This window comes from Microbacterium rhizomatis (assembly GCF_008710745.1).
GTDB classification, from domain to species: domain Bacteria; phylum Actinomycetota; class Actinomycetes; order Actinomycetales; family Microbacteriaceae; genus Microbacterium; species Microbacterium rhizomatis.
The window spans coordinates 1,043,027-1,062,377 of the sequence record NZ_VYSA01000002.1 but is presented as its reverse complement, the minus strand read 5'-3'; the positions used below and the strand labels follow the sequence as shown (position 1 = coordinate 1,062,377).

Sequence of the window (19,351 nt, the reverse complement as noted above, 5' to 3'; positions counted from 1 at the left end):
TCTTGTTGCGACGGGGATGCCTCGGAGGCGCCCCCGTCAGGGTCGGTCGGTGAAGACGATGGTCTGGTTGCCGTGCCGGATGACGCGGTCTTCGGCGTGCCACTGCACGGCGCGCGAGAGCACGGCGCGTTCGACGTAGGCGCCGCGCGCCTGGAGGTCGGCGGCGGTCATCGTGTGATTCACGCGGGCGACGTCCTGCTCGATGATCGGACCTTCGTCGAGTTCCTTCGTGACGTAGTGCGATGTCGCGCCGATCAGCTTCACGCCGCGCTCCTTGGCCTTGCGGTAGGGGGCGGCACCGATGAACGCGGGGAGGAACGAGTGGTGGATGTTGATCACGGGCACGTCGACGCGGTCGAGGAAGTCCTCGGAGATGATCTGCATGTAGCGCGCCAGCACGACGAAATCGGTGTTGCCGATGAGCAGCTCGAGGATCTTCGCCTCGGCTTCGGACTTGTCCGGCCCCTGCGACGGCACGTGGAAGAACGGGATGCCGAACGAGCGCACATCTTCTGCCACGTTCGTGTGATTGGAGATCACCATCGGGATCGTCACGTTGAGCTCGCCTCGACGGTGTCTCCACAGCAGTTCGAGGAGGCAGTGGTCGGACGTGGAGGCGAGGATCGCCATCCGCTTGGGGATCGACTGGTCGGTCAGCTGCCACGTCATCCCGTACGGCTCGAGGGTCGTCCGCAGGTCGGCCTCGATGTCGGGCATGACGGCCGACAGCTCCGGGCGGTGGAAGACCAATCGCTGGAAGAAGTGGCCACCCTCGGGGTCATCGGAGTACTGGTCGAGGCTGACGATGTTCGCCTTGTTCCGGGTGATCAGCGCCGTCACGGCGGCGACGATGCCCGGCTGGTCGGGGCCATGGACGATCAGGCAGGCGCGATCTGCGAGCGCGGTGGTGTGGACAGTCATGAGACAAGCCTGTCAGGACTGGGTGGCGGCGTACGCGCGCGCCCAGTCGGCTGTCGCCTTGAGCCCGCCGAAAGTGTAGAAGTGGAGCCGCACGGTGCCGACACCCGGGTCTGCCGCGAGCAGCGCTGAGAGGTCGGTCACGAAGGTGTCGGGGCCGGCCGTGCCCATGAGGTTCGTCAGCGAGAAGCCGTACTTCTTCACGATCATGGCGTTCGCACCGATCCCGAATCGGCGCGCGAAGCCGAGCAGGCGCTTGATGCCGGCGGGGCCGGGGGTGCCGATCCGGATCTGCGTGTCGATCCCGCGAGCGCGCACGGCATCGATCCAGGTGATCACCGGATCGGTGTCGAAGGCGAACTGGGTCAGGATCGTGGCATCGAGGCCCTGTTCGCGCAGCGACCAAGACTTGTCGTCGAGCGCCTTCCAGAGCTTCTCTCCGGAGATGTCGGGGTGGCCTTCGGGGTATCCCGCGATGCTGACGTGCCGCACGCCGTACTCGGGGAGCAGGCCGGTCCGGATGACGTCGAACGAGTCCTCGTAGGGGCCTTCCGGCGTCGTCGGGTCGCCGCCGACGACGAACACGTGCTCCGTGGCACCGACGTCCTGCAGCGCGGAGAGAAACTCCTCCAGCTGCGCGCGCGACTGAAGACGGCGTGCCGAGATGTGCGGCACCGGCACGAAACCGAGCTCGCGCACGGTCTTGGCGGCCGACACGCGCATCTCCAGATCCTCGTTGCCGAGGAACGTGACGTTGATCCGGGTGCCGAGCGGGATCGAGTCCTTCGCTTCGAGCAGCGCAGGAACATCCTTGCCGGTCATCTCGAGCGAGAAGTCCGAGATGAGCTCTCGCGCTGCAGCCTTATCGGGTGCGGGGGTCGTGTGTGCCACTGATCGAGGTCCTTTCCGCTCTCAGCGGGCGCATCGTTGCGCTTCCGATCTGAAGATACCTACAGACATAGGGAATGTCCATAGGTAAACTGCGGAAATGGATGCTCACCGTCGAGCGCCGGCCGACTCCGCACAGTGCTACGCGGTCAGGCCTGCTCCGACTCAGGGGCGATTCCGGGTGCCGGAGACAGATCCGGTGTCCGCTCGAGGAGGCGGATGAGGAGGTGGTTCAACTGAGCGACTTCATCGGGTGTCAGGTCGGCCAGGACGATCTCTTGACCCTGCAGCGAGATCGGCTTCATCCGATCGTGCATCTCCGCGCCCGCACGGGTGAGGTAGAGGTGTCGCGATCCGCGCTTGCCATCCGCGGGCACGATGAGCTCTCGGGCGATCAGGGTGTTCACGCTCTTGGACACGATCGCCTTGTTCATCGCCACGAACTCCGAGATGTCGGTGGAGGTCGCACCGGGACGGATCGAGATCGCAGAGATCACCCGCCAGTCGTTGGTGCCCAGGTTGAACTCGCTGCGCAACAGCCTCGACTCACGCCAGACGAGCGCGTTCGAGATCAGGTGCAGGAGGCGAGGCGTGAAGTTCTCGGTGTCGACGACGTCCTTCAGAGGCGTCGTGATGACCTCCGCGGCGTCGACGAAGACGGGCCCGCCCGGATCGCCCAGGTCGCCTGTCAACCGCACTCCCATCCAGCGTCGGATCATGGGGAAATCTGTGAAGCGAGTCTAGCCACGGCCATTCGTGTCACGCGATCGAGCTCCTCTGCGGCTTGTCCCTGCGGCAGTGCGATGGGAAACAGCATCCTTAAACAAGTTTATGTACATTCCTGTTTACTTGTAAAACAAGCCGTGTTACTGTCACCACGTCGGAGTCCGGATCACCGGATCGGACCACAAGCGAATGTCGACGGAGACCGCACAGTGCCGGTGTCTCGTCGACGAATTCAGACGACGAGGAGGCATGTGATGGGCGACCAGAGCCTGCAGGCGACCGAGAGTCCGCATACCGTTCAGGAGCTGGAAGACCTGGCATTCGAGCTGCGATCGAAGCTGCTCCACCTGTGCGGGACGTACGAGGGGGCCGTGCACATCGGCGGCGACCTGTCGGCGGCCGACATCTTCACCGCACTCTTCCACTACGGCCTGCACGTCGACCCGACAGACCTCAGGAATCCGTCGCGCGACCGATTCGTCTTGAGCAAAGGCCACGCGGCGGTCTGCATGTACATCGCGATGTCGATGCGCGGCTTCTTCTCCTACGAGGGCATCCTCGACACGTACGGGCAGCTCGACTCGGCCTACGGCATGCACCCCTGCAAGGTGCAGCTGCCCGGTGTCGAGTGCTCGACCGGTTCGCTCGGGCACGGCCTGCCGATCGCGGTGGGCATGGCGCTGAGCGCCCGCGGTCGCGGCGAGTCGCACCGCGTGGTGTGCCTGCTGGGCGACGGCGAGACCGGCGAGGGATCGGTGTGGGAGGCCGCGATGGCCGCTCGCAGCAACGAGCTCGGCAATCTGGTGGCCTTCGTCGACCGCAACCGCCAGCTCATGACGAGCTTCGCCGAGGAACGCGTCGTCTTCGAGCCCTACCCCGACAAGTGGGCGGCGTTCGGGTGGAACGTCGTGCACATCGACGGCCACGACATGGGTGAGCTCGTCGAGGCGATCGATGCCCTGCCCGCAACCGACAGCAACCGCCCCACGGTGATCATCTGCGAGACCGTGAAGGGCAAGGGCGTGGACTTCATGGAGCACAATCTCGCCTGGCATGCCGGTTCGCTCGGCGCCGCAGACCTGGAGCGCGCCATGACCGCGCTCGAAGCATCCCGCACGAAGGAGAGCGTCTGATGCCCGTTACTTTCACTTTCGGCGAGTTCCTCGGTGCCCGCTCGGTGATCGGGTCGACCCTCGCCGAACTCGGCGACGAGCACCCCAACCTCTGGGTCATCACCCCTGACATCGGGGCGACCCTGGTCGAGTTCCGCGACAAGTTCCCCGAGCGCTTCCTCGACGTGGGGCTCGCCGAGCAGGTCAGCGTCGGCATCGCCGCCGGACTCGCGTACGACGGCAACATCCCGGTCGTCTCGGGCATGCTGCCGTTCCTCTCGATGCGAGCGCTGGAGCAGGTCCGCACGGACGTCTGCTATCCGAACCTGCCCGTCAAGATCATCGGGACACACGGCGGACTCGTCGGCAACGGCGGCTCGACGCACTACGCGGTCGAAGACCTCGCCCTCATGTGCGCGCTCACCAACATGACGGTTACATCCATCGGCGACCCGCTCATGGTCGGCGAGATCCTCCGCCAGTCCATGTCGATGGCGGGGCCGATCTACATCCGGCTCGCGGTCGGCAAGAAAGACAAGGTGCTCTACGAGCCGGGTCAGCACGACATCCGGATCGGGAAGGGCATCGTCGCGCGGCAGGGGACGGATGCCACCATCTTCACGCACGGAACGGTCGTCGCCCAGGCGATCGATGCCGCCGAAGAGCTCGAGCGGGAGGGCTACTCCGTGCGCGTGGTCGACATGTTCACCCTCAAGCCCATCGACCAGGACCTCATCGCGCAGTGCGCGGAGGAGACGGGCGGCCGGTTCGTCGTCCTCGAGGACCACCTCGCCTACGGCGGGCTCGCATCGCGCGTCGCCGACGTCGTCGCCGACCGGGGCATCCACCTCACCGCGTTCGAGCGACTCGGTATTCCGCAGGTGTACGCCGGGTTCGGCGAGGACGAGCAGTTGCGCGACAAGTACGGCTACGGGCTGTCGGCGACCATCGCCGCGACGCGCCGGGTCATCGCCGCGGGCGACTGACCCACCCCCCATCGCTCAACGGAGAGACGAATGAGAACTGTCGCCGTCACGAAGATCGGCAGCCTGCGGGATCCCGACGAGGATGCGCGCGGGCGCATCGGCGTGGTCGACTTCCCCGACCAGCCGCTCGGCCCCGAAGACGTGCGCATCCGGGTCGCCTACTCGGCGATCTGCGGCTCGGATCCGCACCTCGCGGAGGGCTTCTTCGGCACCGACGTGCCGATCGGGCTGGGGCACGAGCTGTCGGGGGTCATCGAGGCGCTCGGCGAGCGTGCGCATCGCACGGGGCTGCAGGTGGGCGACCGCGTCGCGGGCAACTTCCTGCGGTTCTGCGGCACGTGCACCCCGTGCCGCGCGGGCAGGCAGCAGTTCTGCGAGCACATCCAGGACTACAACCGTCCGGGCATGGCCGAGACCGTGACGTGGCACGAGTCGCAGGTGTACCGCCTGCCCGATTCCGTGTCGCTGCTGCACGGCTGCCTGCTCGAACCGGCATCCGTCGCCGTCCGCATCGCCGACAAGACGCGCATCAGGGTCGGCGACCGTGTCGCGATCTGCGGCGGGGGGCCGATCGGTCAGCTCGCCCTCCAGGTCATGAAGATGTACGGCGCGACATCGTTGACGCTGATCGAGCCGATCGCCGAGCGACGAGAGATGGCACGCCGGCACGGCGCCGAGCACGTCATCGACCCGGTGGGCGAGGACCAGCGCGCACGGACCGACGAGATCACCGAGGGTCGGGGCTTCGACGTCGTGATCGATGCATCCGGGTCGCCGCGTGCGGTCCGCGGGCTGCTCGACATCGCCGCGAAGGGTGCCACGGTGATCTACGGCGCGATGTACCCGCACGACTTCGAGATGCCGCTGAACCTGTCGGACTACCTCTATCTGAAGGAACTGACCCTCACGGGCGTCTTCGTCTCGCCGTACGCGTTCCCGCGGGCGCTGCAGATCCTGCCGCACCTCGAGCTGGACGAGCTGACGCAGTCCGTGTTCGACCTCGAAGACGCGACCGACGCGTTCGAGATGCACATCAGCGGGCGCTACCCGAAGGTGGTCATCCGGTGCAACGACATCGCTGACGAAGGGATGCTGTCATGACGATCGACGACGTACGGAGCGCGACGCTCCCGGCGCTCGAGGCGCACGACATCGTCAAGCGGTTCGACGGCGTGCACGCGCTCAACGGTGCGCGCCTGTCCGTGAACCCCGGCGAGATCCACGCGCTGCTGGGGGAGAACGGCGCGGGCAAATCCACCCTCATCAAGATCCTGACCGGCATCTACTCGCCCGACGCGGGCACGCTCCGGCGCAACGGCGACGAGGTCGAATTCGCGAACGTGCGCGTGGCCAAGCATGCCGGCGTCGTCGCGCTCTACCAGGAGCTCTCCGTCATCCCCTCGATGACCGTGGCCGAGAACATCCTGCTCGGCGAGGAGACCCCCAGCCGCGGCGGGATCGTCCAGTGGCGCACCCTCCGCCGCACGGCGAGAGAGCAGCTGGACCGCATCCACCAGCGGATTCCGCTCGGCAGGCTCGCGGGCGAGCTCTCGCCCGTCCAGCAGACCATGGTCGCCTTCGCCCGCGCGCTCGCGACCGACGCGCGCGTGCTGATCCTCGACGAGCCGACCGCGTCGCTGACCGATACCGAGATCACCGAGCTGTTCAGCGTCCTCCGCCGGCTGCGCGACGAGGGCGTGGCGATCGTCTACGTCTCACACCGTCTCGAGGAGGTCTTCGAGCTGTGCGACCGCCTCACGATTATGCGCAACGGCGAGACGATCATCACGAAGGACGTCGCCGATTCGCACATCGATGAAGTGATCTCCACGATGGTCGGGCGATCGGCTGGAGAGTTGTACCCGCCGCGGGGGACTCCCGACGTCACCACCGTCGCGCTCGCGGTCGACGGCCTCGACGGCCGACGCGTCAAGGACGTGACGTTCTCGGCGTATCGCGGCGAGGTGCTCGGCATCGGCGGTCTCGCCGGCTCCGGTCGCAGCGAGCTGCTCCGGCTCCTGGCGGGCGCACAGCGTCACACGGGCGGAACCGTCTCGGTCGGCGACACGGTCCTGACGCGTGCACCCAGCGTCGGACGTGCACTGGACGCCGGGATCGCGCTGGTGCCAGAAGAGCGTCGCAGTCAGGGCGTGATCCTCGGCGCGACGATCCGCGACAACGTCGCCCTCGCGAACATCCCGGCCATCAGCACGATGGGGGTCGTCTCGAACGCGCGCATCTCCGACATCGTCGGCAAGGGGATGCTCGACCTGCAGATCAAGGCACGCAGCTCGCGCCAGTTCGTCGGAGAGCTGTCGGGCGGCAACCAGCAGAAGGTCGTGCTGGCCAAGATGCTCGCCCGAAAGCCGAAAGTGCTCCTCATGGATGAGCCCACGCGCGGAATCGATGTGGGCACCAAGGCGGAGATCTATCGCCTCATCCGCGCGCTCGTCGCCGACGGCACCACCGTGATCGCGGTCAGCTCGGAGCTGCCCGAGCTGATCGGAATGTGCGACCGGATCCTGATCATGCACGAGGGACGGATCTCGGGCGCGGTGCAGGCCGATGAAGCGGACGAAGAGGTCCTGCTCGCTTACTGCTACGGAAAGGTGGATTCGAATGGTCACGACGCATAACCCGGGGTTGGAGGATACGACCGACACCCTGGCCGTTCCGCGTCGCTCGGTGGGGCAGCGGCTGCTGTCGAGCGGAACCGTGCTCGCGCTGATCGTGCTGATCGCCTTCTTCTTCGTGATGAGACCGGACGTCTTCCTCACGTTCACGAATGTGCGGAACATCCTGTACCAGGTCGCGATCCTCGCGATCATCGCAGGGGCGCAGACGCTCGTGATGGTCGTCGGCGACTTCGACCTGTCGGTCGCGGCGACCTCCGCACTCGCGGGCGCCGTATCGGCATCACTCATGCTGAGCGGCGTGCCGGTCGCGGTGGCGATCCTCGCGGGGCTCGTGGTGGGCCTGCTCATCGGCCTTGCGAACGGCCTCCTGATCGCCTACCTGAACCTCTCGGCGTTCGTCGCCACCCTGGCGACGCTGACATCGGTCACCGGGCTCGCGTACCTCGTGACCGCCGGAACGACGCTGTTCAACCTGCCCCCGGAGTTCAACAACCTCGGCCAGGGACGCATCCTGCAGATCCCGCTGCCGGTCTTCTTCGCGATCGGGATCTCGGTGATCCTGTGGTTCGTCCTGCGCTACACGACCCTGGGTCGCCGCTGGTACGCGACGGGCGGAAACGCCGAGGTCTCGCGCCTCTCGGGAGTCAACGTGCGTCGTGCCCGGCTGCTCGCCTTCACGGTCGCCGGATTCGTTTCCGCGATCGGCGGCATCCTCCTCGCCGCCCGGCTGGGCAGTGCGAGTGCCGTGCAGGGCTCCGACAACCTGCTCTTCTCCGTCGCCGCGGTCTTCCTCGGGATGACGGTCGTGCGTTCCGGCGCCGCGAACATCGTCGGAACGATGGTCGGCGTCGCGATCATCGGCGTCATGAGCAACGGACTGAACATCCTCGGCGTGAATTCCTACGTCCAGCAGGTCGTCACTGGTCTCATCATCATCGCCGCCGTGACCCTTTCGTCCCTGAAGACGCGGGAGCGATAGCGGCTTCCGTCCTCCCCACGAGCCGGCACCGACCGGACTCTCCAAGAAAACGCAATCACAACAAAGGAGTTAACATGCGACCCAGAATCAAGGCGGCGTTGGCCGTCGCGGCCGTTGCCGCGCTCGCACTGACCGGATGCTCGACGGGTGGCTCGAGCAGCGGCGGCGGCGATTCGAGCAAGCCGTTCAAAGTCATCGCCTTCACATCGGGCAACCAGACCCCGGTGGGCGCCTGGTGGGTCAAGGCCGTCACCGAGAAGGCGAAGGAAGCCGGCTGGGACCTCACGATGATCCAGGGCGACTTCGACTTCCAGAAGATGAACCCGCAGGTCGAGAGCGCGATCGGCCAGGGCGCCGACGCGATCTTCGACGGCTACACCGATGTGGCCTCGATCGGCTCGATCGTGACGGCGGCGAAGGATGCCGGCATCCCGATGTTCGCGATGGACAGCGCCACCGAGGCGAACGACGCGTTCGCCCTGAATGTCACGACCGACCAGCAGGGGATCGTCGACCAGACCGTCGGTGCCCTCGACAAGGCCATCGGCGGCCTCAAGGGCAAGACCGTCATGGTCATCGGTCACGACCCGCACCCCGGCATCCGGCTGCGGGCGAGCCTGGCGGAGAAGGCCTTCACCGATGCGGGCGCCACGATCGCCGGCGGCGACATCCAGAAGGTCAAGTCGCCCGCCACGGGCCGTACCGAGGCGCTCGCCCTGGTGGCCGATTACCTCTCGGCGCACCCGAACGGCCTCGACGCCGTGTGGGTCGGCTGGGATGACGCCGCCCTCGGCGCCGCGCAGGCCGTGACCGAGGCCGGTTCGTCGGCCAAGGTCACGGGCGTGGATGCCACCAGTGAGGCCATCTCGCAGATCGAGGCGGGCGGCGCCTTCCTCGCAACGGTCGAGCAGCCCTGGCCGCAGATCCTCGACACTCTCATGGCGGCGATGACGGCATACCAGAAGGACGGCACGATGCCGGCGAAGAACTTCGACGCGGTCTCCACGACCCTCGTCGACAAGAGCAACGCCAGCACCATCACGCCGTCGGACAAGCTCGCCGGCTAGCAGTACGAAGCTCGTTCGCCCGTGGGGCGGGAGTCCTCCCGCCCCACGGGTTCCATCGGACTGTCTGATCCGACCGTCCCCCTCGATCAAGGAAGAAGTTCGCCATGCGCCTCGAAGGCAAGGTCGCCATCATCACCGGTGGCGCGAGCGGGATCGGCTACGCCACCGTTCGCAAATTCGTGCAAGAGGGTGCCCGCGTCGTGGTCGCCGACATCAACCTGGCTGCCGCGCAGGCGGTGGCCGACGAGTTCACCACGAGCGCATCAGCCCCCGTCTCGGCCGTTCAGGTGGACGTCTCGGACTTCGCGGCGGTCGAAGCGGCCGTCGCGCACGCCGTCGCCGTATTCGGCAAGCTCGACGTGATCTTCAACAACGCCGGGATCGCCGGCGGAAAACCGCTCCTCGATCACGACCCGGCGGTCGACTACGCGCCCATGATCCGCATCGATCAGGACGGCGTCTACTACGGCATCCTGGCGGCAGGACGACAGTTCCGCGACCAGGGCACGGGCGGAGTGATCATCAGCACGTCGTCGATCTACGGCGAGCAGGCGGCCGAGCTGTCGTTCACCTACAGCGCGGCCAAAGCCGCCGTGATCTCGTTCACGCGCTCGGCCGCATACGAACTCGCCCAGTTCGGCGTCCGCGCCGTCGCCATCACTCCCGGCCGGGTCGGCACGCCCATCATCAACCAGTTCAGCGACGAGCTCAAGGCGACCTTCGCCGCCGAGCAGCTGCGCAACAAGATGACCGAGCCCGAAGAGATCGCGAACGTGGTGGCCTTCCTCGCCTCCGACGAGGCGAACGTCATCAACGGCACGGTGGTCAGCGTCGACGACGGCTACTCCGTGTTCAAGCAGCGTCTCGACCTGCCCACATTCTGACCGGCGGACCGAGCCGCGCATGACACTCGAACCGCTCCGTCCGAACCTCGACGTCGCCTGCCACCTCAACGTGCTGCTGCCCGACGCCGGCGCCGGCGACCTTCCCGCGGCGCTCGATCTGCTCGCCGGGCACGGGTATACGCGCGTGGTCCTTCCCCCGCTCGACCCGGCGGCCACGGATGCGCGGCTCCTCCGCGCGATCTTCGCCGACCACGGCGTGGCGCCCATCACGATCGCCGGGGGCCAGGGCGGGTCGGCGGACGTCTCATCCGCCGATCCGGCCGAGCGGGCCGCCGGCGCGGCCGTCCTGCGTGCCGTGGTCGATCTCACCGTCGAGCTCGGCGGCGACCAGATGAACGGCGTGCCCTACGGGCCGTTCGGGCCGCCCGGAACAGCCACTCCGCTGGCCGCGGTCGAACGTGCCGCCCGCGAGGTGGGAGCCGTCGCCGACTACGCGCATGATCGCGGTGTCGCCATGACGTTCGAGGTCCTCAACCGGTACGAGACCTCGCTCCTCAACACCGCGGCCCAGGCGATGGACTTCGTGGAGCTGAGCGGATCGCCGCACCTGCGCATCCATCTCGACACGTTCCACATGGCGGTGGAGGAGTCCGACATCGCCGAGGCGATCCGGACCGCGCTGCCCAGGCTCGCGTTCCTCGAGCTCGGCCAGTCCGGGCGCGGGATGCTCGAGACCGGCGCCGTGCCCATCGCCGAGGTCGTGCGGGCGGCGCTGGACGACGGATACGACGGCCGATGGGGGGTCGAGGCGTTCACCCGGTCGATCCTTCCCCCGTTCGCTGCCGACATGCTGGCGATCTGGCGGGCGCCGTACGACGATGGAGGGGCGCTCGCTGCCGACGCGATGCGGGTCATCCAGCGCGGGTGGTCGATGAGCACCGTGGGCCGGCGCGCGCAGCGCCTCTCGCGCAGCGCATCCGTCTAGCCGCCGAGCGAACGAACAGACGAACCAACCCGACGCACCACCAGACGAAGGAGTCACCCATGAGCATCCTCACCGACAACGCCGCCACTCTTCTGGACGCGGAGGTCTTCGCCGGCCGCATCTTCATCGACGGCGAATGGGTGACCGGCGGCGGGGGAGAGATCCCCTCGATCGAGCCCGCGACGGGGGAGACGCTCGCGATGGTGGGGATCGCGGACGCCGCGGATGTCACGCGCGCGGCCGAGGGCGCCGCACGTGCGCAGAAGGAGTGGGCGGCACTGCCGCACCCTGCCCGGTCCGCCGTGCTGCGCCGGGCGGGGCAGCTCTGGGAGCAGTACGCCGACGAGATCGGCGGCTGGAACATCCGCGAGGTCGGGGCCATCCCGCCCTTGGCCGGATTCGCGCTGCACGTCACGGCATCCGAGTGCTACGAGGCATCCGCTCTTCCCTCCGCGCCCCGGGGCTCGATCCTGTCGAGTGAGGAGCCGCGTCTCTCGCTGGCCCAGCAGATCCCGGTCGGGGTCGTCGGTGTGATCTCACCCTTCAACGTGCCGCTGATCCTCGGCATCCGGGCCGTGGCCCCGGCGCTGGCGCTCGGCAACGCCGTGCTGCTCAAGCCCGACCCGCGCACGGTCATCACCGGCGGCGTCTCTATGGTGCGGATCTTCGAAGAGGCGGGTCTGCCCGCCGGCCTCCTCCAGCTCGTCCCGGGCGGCGCGGAGGTCGGTGAGGCGATGATCGCGGATCCGCGCGTGCGGGTGATCGCGTTCACCGGCTCGACGCGCGCGGGGCGCGCGGTGGGTGAGGCGGCCGGACGCCATCTCACTCGCGCGCACTTGGAGCTCGGCGGCAACTCCGCCTACATCGTCCGGAGCGACGCCGACGTCGACAAGGCCGTCAATCTGGCCACGTGGGGCGCCTTCCTCCACCAGGGGCAGATCTGCATGACGGTCGGCCGGCACATCGTGCACGAGTCGCTGTTCGACGAGTATGTCGACAAGCTCGCGGCGAAGGCCGAGTCGATGCATGTCGGCGATCCTGCGGCCGGCCAGGTGCACCTCGGTCCGCTCATCGACGAGGTGCAGCGCGACCGCGTGCACACGCTGGTGCAGGATGCGGTGGCCCAGGGCGCCGAGCTGCGCGCGGGCGGAACGTACGAGGGCCTCTTCTACCGTCCCACGGTCTTGGCCCACACGCCGAGGGATGCCGCCGCATACTGCGACGAGGTGTTCGGGCCCGTGGCATCCGTCGTGTCGTTCGCCACCGATGACGAGGCTGTCGCGCTCGCATCCGAGACCGAATACGGACTGTCGCTCGGCATCGTGACGGCGGATGTGTTCGCAGGACTCGAGATGGCGCAGCAGATCCCGACCGGCATCGTTCACATCAACGACCAGACGGTCAACGACGAGGCGAACGCTCCGTTCGGCGGCACGGGTTCGTCGGGGACCGGCTCGCGGCACGGCGGCGCGCAGGCCAACATCGACGCCTTCACCGAGACGCGCTGGATCACGATGCGCCGCGAGCCCGGCCAGTACCCGCTCTGACCCCGTTCGGCCTCGGCATTCGTCGTCGCCGACCCGCCCTTTCCCGTCGAGCCCCCCTGTGTTGCGCGGCCAACCCTGTGTTGTCGAGCCAACCCTGTGTTGTCGAGCCAACCTTGTGTTGTGCGGCCGCGAGGGGGCGGTTCGGCGCTAAGGGGGTGGTTCGGCGTGTGCGGGGGGCGGGAGGGTCGAGGCGTGAAGAAGAGTGGGGGTCAGGAGTCGAGGACGTGGCGGTCACGGCCGACGAACAGGCCGACGGCCAGCTGTCCGGTCAGCACGAACGCGACGAGGATCAGCGAGGCGAGCCACCCGCCGCTCAGCGTGACGAGCGAGCCGAACAGGATCGGGCCCGCCGCGGCGATGAGGTAGCCGCCCGACTGCGCCATGCCCGATAGGGCGCTCGCCGCCTGATGGGTCCGGGCACGCAGGCTGAACAGGCTCAGCGACATGCCGAGCGCCGCGCCGCACCCGATTCCGCAGACGATCGCCCATACCGTGAAGAGGTCCGGGACAACGATGAGACCGAGGATCCCGAGGAGCGTGAGCGCGGGGATGCACGCCGCCGCGTAGCGACCGAACCGCCCGCGCAGCAGGAGCGGCACGACCAGGGATCCGCCGAAGCAGAACAGCTGGTAGACCATGACGTCTATGCCGGCGACGACCTCGCTCCGGCCGAGCGACTGCGCGATGGGTGCGAACCAGGTCACGAGCATGTAGAAGGTCATCGACTGAAGGCCCATGTAGAGCAGCACCTGCCAGGCCAGCCCGTCGCGCCAGATGCCCACGGCGGCGGTGCGCTGCGCAGGCTTCTCGTGACGCGGCTGACGGCGCATCGACAGCATCCAGGCGACGACGGCGAAGGGGAGGAGGGCGCCGGTCCAGAGCAGCGCCGCCTGCCACCCGAGCGCCTCGCCGCCGACCGGGATCAGCGAGATCGGCACGACGATCCCCGACGCCACCGCGCCCATTCCCGACAGACAGGCCGTGAACACCGCGGTCATCACCGGCACGCGGTCGGCGAAATCACGTTTGATCACGGCCGGCATGAGGACGTTCACGATGGCGATGGATGCTCCGATCAGCGCCGTGCCCACCCACAGGTTGGCGACGAGACCCGGGAGCGATCGCACCACGGTGCCGGCGCCGAGCAGGAGGAGCGACCACAGCACGGTGCGGGGGATGCCGAATCGGGCGCTCAGCCCGTGTGCCAACGGTGAGATGACCGCGAAGGCGATGAGCGGCACGGCAGCCAGAGCACCCAGGGCCGCCTCGGTGGTGCCGAGCGTGGCCGAGATCTGCGAGAGCAGCGGGCCGACCCCGGTGATCGTCGGTCGGAGGTTGAGCGCGATGAGCAGCACCGCGACCGCGAGAAGCAGGCGCGACGAGCTCGTCGTCGCGCCTGCTTCGTCGGTGGGTGCGGGGATCGTCAGTGCGCCTGTGCCGCGAGGGCCGCGGCGTCGATGTGGGCGATCGACCGGGTGTCCTGGAAGGCGCGGATGCCCTCGATGCCCTGCTCGCGCCCGAAGCCGGACTGCTTCATGCCGCCGAACGGCGCGCGCAGGTCCAGACGGGTCGCGCCGTGGTCGTTGACCCAGACGTATCCGCAGACGAGCTGGCTTCCGACGCGGTTCGCGGCATCCACATCAGCGGTCCACACCGAGCCGCACAGGCCGCCCCACGTGTCGTTGGCCGCGGCGATCGCCTCGTCCTCCGTGTCGAAGGGGATGATCGGGATGACGGGGCCGAACTGCTCCTGGGTGACCACGCGCAGCGACGGGTCGGGATCGACCACGATGGCGGGCCGCAGGAAGTTGCCGCCCGCGAGGTCGCCGCCCGGAAGCTCGCCGTACTCGCGCACGTCGGCGCCGGCATCCTTCGCCTCCTGGATGATGTCGGCGACGAAGGCCTTCTGCACGGGCGAGTGCAGCGGGCCCATCGTGGTGCCCTCGTCGAGGCCGTAGCCGATCACGGCCTTGTCGAGGCGGGCGGCGATGCCGTCGACCAGCTCGTCCAGGCGTGAGCGGTGCACGTACAGCCGCTTGGCGTTCATGCAGATCTGGCCTGTGGTGTCGAACACCGCGGCGTAGATGCGGTCGAGGTGCGCGTCGTCGAGGATCGCGTCCTCGAGGAAGATCGCCGCGTCGTTTCCGCCGAGCTCGAGGGTCACGCGGGTGAGCGACTTCGAGGCCATCTCCATGATGCGCTTGCCGCCGTTCACCGAACCCGTGAAGCAGACCTTGGCGATGTCGTCGCTCGAGATCAGGGCGGGCATGTCGGCGTCCTTGCCGGTGACGACGTTCAGCACCCCGGCCGGCAGCTTCTCCGCGATGCGCTGCACGACACGGGTCGTGGCCAGCGGCGCCGACGGCGGCGGCTTGACGATCGCGGTGTTGCCGGCGAGCAGCGCGTGGGGAAGGGCGGCGCCGAGGATCGCGATGGGCCAGTTGAACGGAACGATGACGGTCACGACCCCGAGAGGCTGGTAGGCGACGGTGGTCTCGACGGGGATGCCGGGGGCCACCGGCAGCACCTTTCCGGTGTCGACCTCGTCGGCGATCATGAGCGCGAGGTTCCAGCGGATCTCGAACACGAGCGCGTCGACCCACGACTCGAAGCGGATCTTGCCGTTCTCCTGCGACAGGATCGCCGCATCCTCATCGCGATCGTCCGCGATGCCGGCGATGGCCTCGGCCATCTTGGCAGCGCGTTCGGTCGCGCTGAGCGCCGACCACGCGGGGAAGGCTCCCTTGGCTGCGGCGATCGCGTCGTCCACGTCCTTTGTGCTCGCCGCCGCGGCGCGGCCGACGATGACACCCGGCTTGCCGGGGTCTGCGATGTCGAGGGTGGCGTCGGTGAAACGCTCCTCGCCTCCGATGTACAGTCCTGTGCGGACTGTCTCCAATGTTCCACTCATGAAGATCAAGCACCTCTCTGTGTTTGCCCTGATTGCTCTATTTGCCCTCATGGCTCTGTTGCCCTGATGGCTGTGTTGCGTCGATGTCTGGTTCGGGTTCTGACAAGAGCGGCTACCCGCTCGCGTCGAGTGTACGTTCAGTCCTGTTTACCTGTAAACCCATATGGCGTCTTACTGCTCGACGAGCGGTGTTCCGTGCGTGTGGAAGCTCTCGATCGTCTTCATGCCCCACGCCTGGCCCTTCTTGCGCTCCTCCGCCGTCCACTCCACGACGGGCTGATCGGGATCGAGCAGGAGGCGGGCGCCGGCGTTGGCGAACTCGATGCGGTTGCCGCCGGGCTCCCACACGTAGAGGAAGAACGTCTGGTTGATCGCGTGCTTGTGCGGCCCCGACTCGATGTAGATGCCGTTCTCGAGGAAGATGTCGGCCGCCTTGAGAATGTCTTCGCGGGTGTCGGGGGCGAAGGCGATGTGGTGCAGCCGGTTGCCGTGCTTGGTCCAGTCATCGGAGTAGACGACGTCGTACGACTTGTTGTTGAAGTGGAACCACCACGCCGCGTACGCGGCGGGCTCGCCCTCGGCCGTGTCGATCTTGATCCGCTCGCTCTCGCGTCCGCCGAGGGCGGCGGCGATGAATTCGCCGTTGGCCACGACATCCTTCGCGAGGTAGTTGATGTGGTCGAGGCGTCGAGCGTTGACCCCTCGGCCCGGAAACGCGGACGCCTGATTCTTGAGCGCGGGCTTGTCGTCGGTCGCCACGTATCGCTCGGTCTCGTAGTAGATCCCCATCGCGTGCCCGTCGGGATCGCGGAACGCGTAGGTCGGGCCGGTGCCCTCCTCGCCGTCGATCCAGCCCTCGCCGAGGCCGAAGCCGTCGATGGCGGCGACTCGGCGTTCGAGGGCCTCCTGGCTGGAGGTGCGGAACGTCGTGCGCCCGACGCCTGCCGCGGCCGACGCGGTGAGCTTGATCGTGTACCGCTGGTACTCGTCCCACGTGCGGAGGTAGACGGAATCGCCCGATTCGGCGACGACGCGCATCGCCAGCAGATCGCGGAAGAACCACAGGCTCTTGTCGAACGTGGGCGTCAGCAGTTCGACGTTGCCGATGTGCGCGACGTCGAACGAGGTGTAGTCGGTCATTCGGGTTCCTCCGGGGGTGCGGATGTACGGATGCTAGAGGCGGGGCCGTGGAAAGACGACGCCGTCGAAGATCTTGCGAGCGGTGCGGAGCGAGGTCGATGTCGCCGTCCAGGTGCCGTCGGCGCCGCGGTGCACGGCGACGTCGGCGGGGAAGATCCCGCCGGGATGCTCGATGCCGTACGGGCCGTCGGCTCCGATGTCGGCGATGTCGGCGCCGACCGCGCCGGGGATCTGGATGCCGGCGGCCACGGAGGCTGCCATGAGCACGCCGATCGAGGTATGGACGCGGGCCGGGATGAAGGCGCGCGTCGAGATCGCACCGCCATGGCGGGGCGGCGAGAGGAGGAACATCTTGGGCACCGTCGCTTCCGCGACATCACCCCGTCCCATCCGGGGTCCGGCGATCAGCCGGATGCGCTCGACCGCCTCTCTCAGCGCCGTGCGGCCCTCGAGCTCGTCCGCGCTCTCGTCGCCCGAGACGCCGAATTCGTCTGCCCGGAGCAGCACGACCGGCATGCCGTTGTCGACGAGGGTGACGGTGTGCCCGTCGATCTCGTCCGCGGCGGCTCCGGTGGGAAGAAGTGCGCGGCCGCCGAGCTCGATCCGGATGCCGGCGGCCGTGCCGGGCACGCCGTCGATCGCCGCCGTGCCGTCGTAGTCGACCCGCCCGTGGGGTGTGGGGAACGTCTCGATCGCGAGGTCGCCGGTGTTGATCAGGCGGATGCGCACGGTGGTGCGCTCGGGGTCGGGCGACCACAGGCCCCGTTCGACGGCGAACGGTCCGACGCCGGCGAGCAGGTTGCCGCACGTCTGCGCATCGCTCACGGTCGGCTGGTCCACCCCTATTTGCAGGAACAGGTAGTCGATGTCTACGCCGGGCTCCGTCGACCGTGACACGATCGCGACCTTGCTCGTGAGGGGATGCGCGCCGCCCAGTCCGTCGATCTGCGCCGGATCGGGCGAGCCCATGATGCGCAGCAGGAGGTCGTCGCGCGCGTCAGGAGCGGACGGGAGGTCATCGGCGACGAAGTAGGCGCCCTTCGACGTGCCTCCGCGCAGGAGCATGCAGCGGATGCCGTCGGTCGCGGAATCAGTCACCGTCGTAGTCCGCCTGCGAGATGTAGGAGACGCCGAGGCCGTCGAGCACGGGGCGGAGCTCGTTCAGGTCCATCGAGATCTCACCCGCCGCGTACCGCGCCCTGTTCGCCGCCTCCTTGGCTGCGCGGGCGCGGGATGCCTCGAGCGCGTCCTCGGCGATCGTGCGCGGCACGATCGTCACGCCGTCGTCGTCGGCGACGACGACGTCGCCCGGGTTGACGACCACTCCGTCCAGGACCACGGGTACGTTCACCGAACCGGCGGTGTCCTTCACCGTTCCCTGCGCGCTGACGAACGCGGTCCAGACCGGGAATCCCATGCGGCGCAGCTCAGCCGTATCGCGCACCCCGCCGGAGGTGACGTACCCCCGCACGCCGCGCACCTGCATCTGCGTGGCCATGAGCTCGCCGATGAAGCCGAAGGGGGAATCGGTCAGCGGAACGACGACGATCACGTCGCCGGGCTGCGCCTGTTCGATCGCCGCGTGCACCATGAGATTGTCGCCGGGTGCGACCAGCACGGTGATCGCGCTGCCCGAGATCACGGCATCCTGCTGGATCGGACGGATGCGCGGACCGGCGTAACCGACTCGGCCCATCGCTTCGTGCACCGTCGCCGAGCCGAACTCGGCGAGCGCGTCCACGACCGCGGGCTCTGCGCGCGCGATGTCCGTCACGACGACGGGTCGCGTGGTCACGCGAGCACGTCCGTGACCTGCGGGTAGTACCGCTGGTACGCCTCGCCCATCGTCTCGACGGGCAGGCCGAGGTTGGGTCCGGCGTTGCGCTTGACCTGCACGCCGCGACGGACGGCGAGGGAGGTGTAGTAGTCCCACATGTGCTTCTGCGCGGGGAGGCACTGCATCGCCCTCTGCTTGAGCGGGAAGGCGGCGGTGATGTCGAGGAGCACGTTCGGCTTGAAGTCGGACTGCTCGGGCTGATGGGGCTCGAAGAAGAACACCGGCGGAGCCCCGATGATCTCGTCTGTCGTCGGGTACGACCCGTCCGAGTTCGCCACTCCGATCGCCTGGGCCAGCACCCGCGCCTGCAGCGCCATCTGCGCCGCGGCCGGGTGGTCGCCGTTGTACGGATCGGACAACGGATGGGTCAGCACCACGGTGGGCTGCACGCGCCGGTACACGTCCACCAGGGCGGCCACGGTCTCAGGGGTCTCGCGCAGCGGATAGTCCCCCGCATCCAGGAACTCGATGTCGGCTCCGAGGGCGGATGCCGCGGCAGACGCCTCGTCGCGGCGGATGTCCTTGATCTCGTCGAGCGTCTTGCCCTGCATCCACTGGCTCGCCGACTCGCCGCGCTCGCCGTACGAGATGCACACCACTGTCGCGCGCTCACCGCGCAGGGTTGCGGCTGCGATCGCGCCGCCGGCGCGCCAGACGAAGTCGCCGGCGTGAGCGCTGACCACCAGCAGCGAGGGAGCTGTACCGGGCAAGTGAAGGACTCCTGTCTGACGCGATGATCACAGCGAACCATACCCCTGGCGGAATGGTCAAGAT

The 19,351-nt window shown here is 68.0% G+C and carries 18 protein-coding genes; 9 read left to right on the top strand and 9 right to left on the bottom strand.

Annotated features, from left to right (window positions below):
• Positions 1 to 36: 36 nt before the first annotated feature.
• The 3 genes from purU to F6B43_RS13225 all read right to left on the bottom strand — a co-directional run bounded on the left by purU (position 37) and on the right by F6B43_RS13225 (position 2,525).
• The gene (purU, locus tag F6B43_RS13235; RefSeq protein ID WP_150449378.1) at positions 37 to 921 is read right to left on the bottom strand and encodes a formyltetrahydrofolate deformylase; all 885 of its coding nucleotides are present in this window, start codon (positions 919 to 921) and stop codon (positions 37 to 39) included.
• Positions 922 to 933: 12 nt separating this feature from the next.
• Positions 934 to 1,740 (bottom strand): methylenetetrahydrofolate reductase, encoded by an 807-nt coding sequence (locus F6B43_RS13230; protein ID WP_150449593.1) that lies wholly within the window; start codon positions 1,738 to 1,740, stop codon positions 934 to 936.
• 215 nt (positions 1,741 to 1,955) lie between these two features.
• Positions 1,956 to 2,525: a MarR family winged helix-turn-helix transcriptional regulator gene (locus F6B43_RS13225; RefSeq protein ID WP_150449377.1), complete on the bottom strand. Its 570-nt coding sequence runs from the start codon at positions 2,523 to 2,525 to the stop codon at positions 1,956 to 1,958.
• Between the two features lie 261 nt (positions 2,526 to 2,786).
• Here F6B43_RS13225 and F6B43_RS13220 point away from each other — a divergent pair, with 261 nt between their 5' ends.
• From F6B43_RS13220 to F6B43_RS13180, 9 genes are all read left to right on the top strand, one after another.
• The gene (locus F6B43_RS13220) at positions 2,787 to 3,665 is read left to right on the top strand and encodes a transketolase (protein WP_150449376.1); all 879 of its coding nucleotides are present in this window, start codon (positions 2,787 to 2,789) and stop codon (positions 3,663 to 3,665) included.
• Entirely contained in the window at positions 3,665 to 4,630 is a 966-nt protein-coding gene (locus tag F6B43_RS13215) for a transketolase family protein (RefSeq protein WP_150449375.1), read from the top strand. Before F6B43_RS13220 ends, F6B43_RS13215 begins: the two co-directional genes overlap by 1 nt.
• 30 nt (positions 4,631 to 4,660) lie before the next feature.
• A complete protein-coding gene (locus tag F6B43_RS13210) occupies positions 4,661 to 5,731 on the top strand; it encodes a zinc-dependent alcohol dehydrogenase (protein WP_150449374.1) in 1,071 nt (356 codons plus the stop codon).
• A complete protein-coding gene (locus tag F6B43_RS13205; protein ID WP_150449373.1) occupies positions 5,728 to 7,266 on the top strand; it encodes a sugar ABC transporter ATP-binding protein in 1,539 nt (512 codons plus the stop codon). The genes F6B43_RS13210 and F6B43_RS13205 overlap by 4 nt, the downstream gene beginning before the upstream one ends.
• Positions 7,250 to 8,245, top strand: a complete 996-nt coding sequence (locus tag F6B43_RS13200; protein ID WP_150449372.1) for an ABC transporter permease — start codon at positions 7,250 to 7,252, stop codon at positions 8,243 to 8,245. The genes F6B43_RS13205 and F6B43_RS13200 overlap by 17 nt, the downstream gene beginning before the upstream one ends.
• Positions 8,246 to 8,319: 74 nt before the next feature.
• Positions 8,320 to 9,312 carry a sugar ABC transporter substrate-binding protein gene (locus tag F6B43_RS13195; RefSeq protein WP_150449371.1) on the top strand — a complete coding sequence of 331 codons (993 nt, stop codon included), beginning with the start codon at positions 8,320 to 8,322 and terminating at the stop codon, positions 9,310 to 9,312.
• Between the two features lie 104 nt (positions 9,313 to 9,416).
• On the top strand, positions 9,417 to 10,196 hold the full coding sequence (locus tag F6B43_RS13190) for an SDR family NAD(P)-dependent oxidoreductase (protein WP_150449370.1): 780 nt from the start codon (positions 9,417 to 9,419) through the stop codon (positions 10,194 to 10,196).
• Positions 10,197 to 10,215: 19 nt separating this feature from the next.
• Positions 10,216 to 11,142, top strand: a complete 927-nt coding sequence (locus F6B43_RS13185) for a sugar phosphate isomerase/epimerase family protein (RefSeq protein WP_150449369.1) — start codon at positions 10,216 to 10,218, stop codon at positions 11,140 to 11,142.
• A 59-nt stretch (positions 11,143 to 11,201) separates the two neighbouring features.
• The gene (locus F6B43_RS13180) at positions 11,202 to 12,689 is read left to right on the top strand and encodes a benzaldehyde dehydrogenase (protein WP_150449368.1); all 1,488 of its coding nucleotides are present in this window, start codon (positions 11,202 to 11,204) and stop codon (positions 12,687 to 12,689) included.
• A 209-nt stretch (positions 12,690 to 12,898) separates the two neighbouring features.
• On the opposite strand, the gene F6B43_RS13175 is transcribed toward F6B43_RS13180, so the two are convergent.
• From F6B43_RS13175 to F6B43_RS13150, 6 genes are all read right to left on the bottom strand, one after another.
• Positions 12,899 to 14,044, bottom strand: coding sequence for an MFS transporter (locus F6B43_RS13175; RefSeq protein ID WP_246159938.1), 1,146 nt, complete (start codon positions 14,042 to 14,044; stop codon positions 12,899 to 12,901).
• Between the two features lie 68 nt (positions 14,045 to 14,112).
• On the bottom strand, positions 14,113 to 15,600 hold the full coding sequence (locus F6B43_RS13170) for an aldehyde dehydrogenase family protein (RefSeq protein ID WP_150449366.1): 1,488 nt from the start codon (positions 15,598 to 15,600) through the stop codon (positions 14,113 to 14,115).
• 171 nt (positions 15,601 to 15,771) lie between these two features.
• Positions 15,772 to 16,740, bottom strand: coding sequence for a VOC family protein (locus F6B43_RS13165; RefSeq protein ID WP_150449365.1), 969 nt, complete (start codon positions 16,738 to 16,740; stop codon positions 15,772 to 15,774).
• Positions 16,741 to 16,773: 33 nt separating this feature from the next.
• Positions 16,774 to 17,838 (bottom strand): PrpF domain-containing protein, encoded by a 1,065-nt coding sequence (locus F6B43_RS13160; protein WP_246159937.1) that lies wholly within the window; start codon positions 17,836 to 17,838, stop codon positions 16,774 to 16,776.
• Positions 17,831 to 18,535: a 4-carboxy-4-hydroxy-2-oxoadipate aldolase/oxaloacetate decarboxylase gene (locus tag F6B43_RS13155; protein WP_150449364.1), complete on the bottom strand. Its 705-nt coding sequence runs from the start codon at positions 18,533 to 18,535 to the stop codon at positions 17,831 to 17,833. Before F6B43_RS13155 ends, F6B43_RS13160 begins: the two co-directional genes overlap by 8 nt.
• Positions 18,532 to 19,287: a PIG-L deacetylase family protein gene (locus F6B43_RS13150; protein ID WP_150449363.1), complete on the bottom strand. Its 756-nt coding sequence runs from the start codon at positions 19,285 to 19,287 to the stop codon at positions 18,532 to 18,534. Before F6B43_RS13150 ends, F6B43_RS13155 begins: the two co-directional genes overlap by 4 nt.
• Positions 19,288 to 19,351: the final 64 nt, after the last annotated feature.

Coding starts and splice junctions, on each gene's coding strand:
- purU (WP_150449378.1), bottom strand. CDS start 921: ATGACTGTCCACACCACCGCGCTCGCAGATCGCGCCTGCCTGATCGTC.
- F6B43_RS13230 (WP_150449593.1), bottom strand. CDS start 1,740: ATGACCGGCAAGGATGTTCCTGCGCTGCTCGAAGCGAAGGACTCGATC.
- F6B43_RS13225 (WP_150449377.1), bottom strand. CDS start 2,525: ATGATCCGACGCTGGATGGGAGTGCGGTTGACAGGCGACCTGGGCGAT.
- F6B43_RS13220 (WP_150449376.1), top strand. CDS start 2,787: ATGGGCGACCAGAGCCTGCAGGCGACCGAGAGTCCGCATACCGTTCAG.
- F6B43_RS13215 (WP_150449375.1), top strand. CDS start 3,665: ATGCCCGTTACTTTCACTTTCGGCGAGTTCCTCGGTGCCCGCTCGGTG.
- F6B43_RS13210 (WP_150449374.1), top strand. CDS start 4,661: ATGAGAACTGTCGCCGTCACGAAGATCGGCAGCCTGCGGGATCCCGAC.
- F6B43_RS13205 (WP_150449373.1), top strand. CDS start 5,728: ATGACGATCGACGACGTACGGAGCGCGACGCTCCCGGCGCTCGAGGCG.
- F6B43_RS13200 (WP_150449372.1), top strand. CDS start 7,250: ATGGTCACGACGCATAACCCGGGGTTGGAGGATACGACCGACACCCTG.
- F6B43_RS13195 (WP_150449371.1), top strand. CDS start 8,320: ATGCGACCCAGAATCAAGGCGGCGTTGGCCGTCGCGGCCGTTGCCGCG.
- F6B43_RS13190 (WP_150449370.1), top strand. CDS start 9,417: ATGCGCCTCGAAGGCAAGGTCGCCATCATCACCGGTGGCGCGAGCGGG.
- F6B43_RS13185 (WP_150449369.1), top strand. CDS start 10,216: ATGACACTCGAACCGCTCCGTCCGAACCTCGACGTCGCCTGCCACCTC.
- F6B43_RS13180 (WP_150449368.1), top strand. CDS start 11,202: ATGAGCATCCTCACCGACAACGCCGCCACTCTTCTGGACGCGGAGGTC.
- F6B43_RS13170 (WP_150449366.1), bottom strand. CDS start 15,600: ATGAGTGGAACATTGGAGACAGTCCGCACAGGACTGTACATCGGAGGC.
- F6B43_RS13165 (WP_150449365.1), bottom strand. CDS start 16,740: ATGACCGACTACACCTCGTTCGACGTCGCGCACATCGGCAACGTCGAA.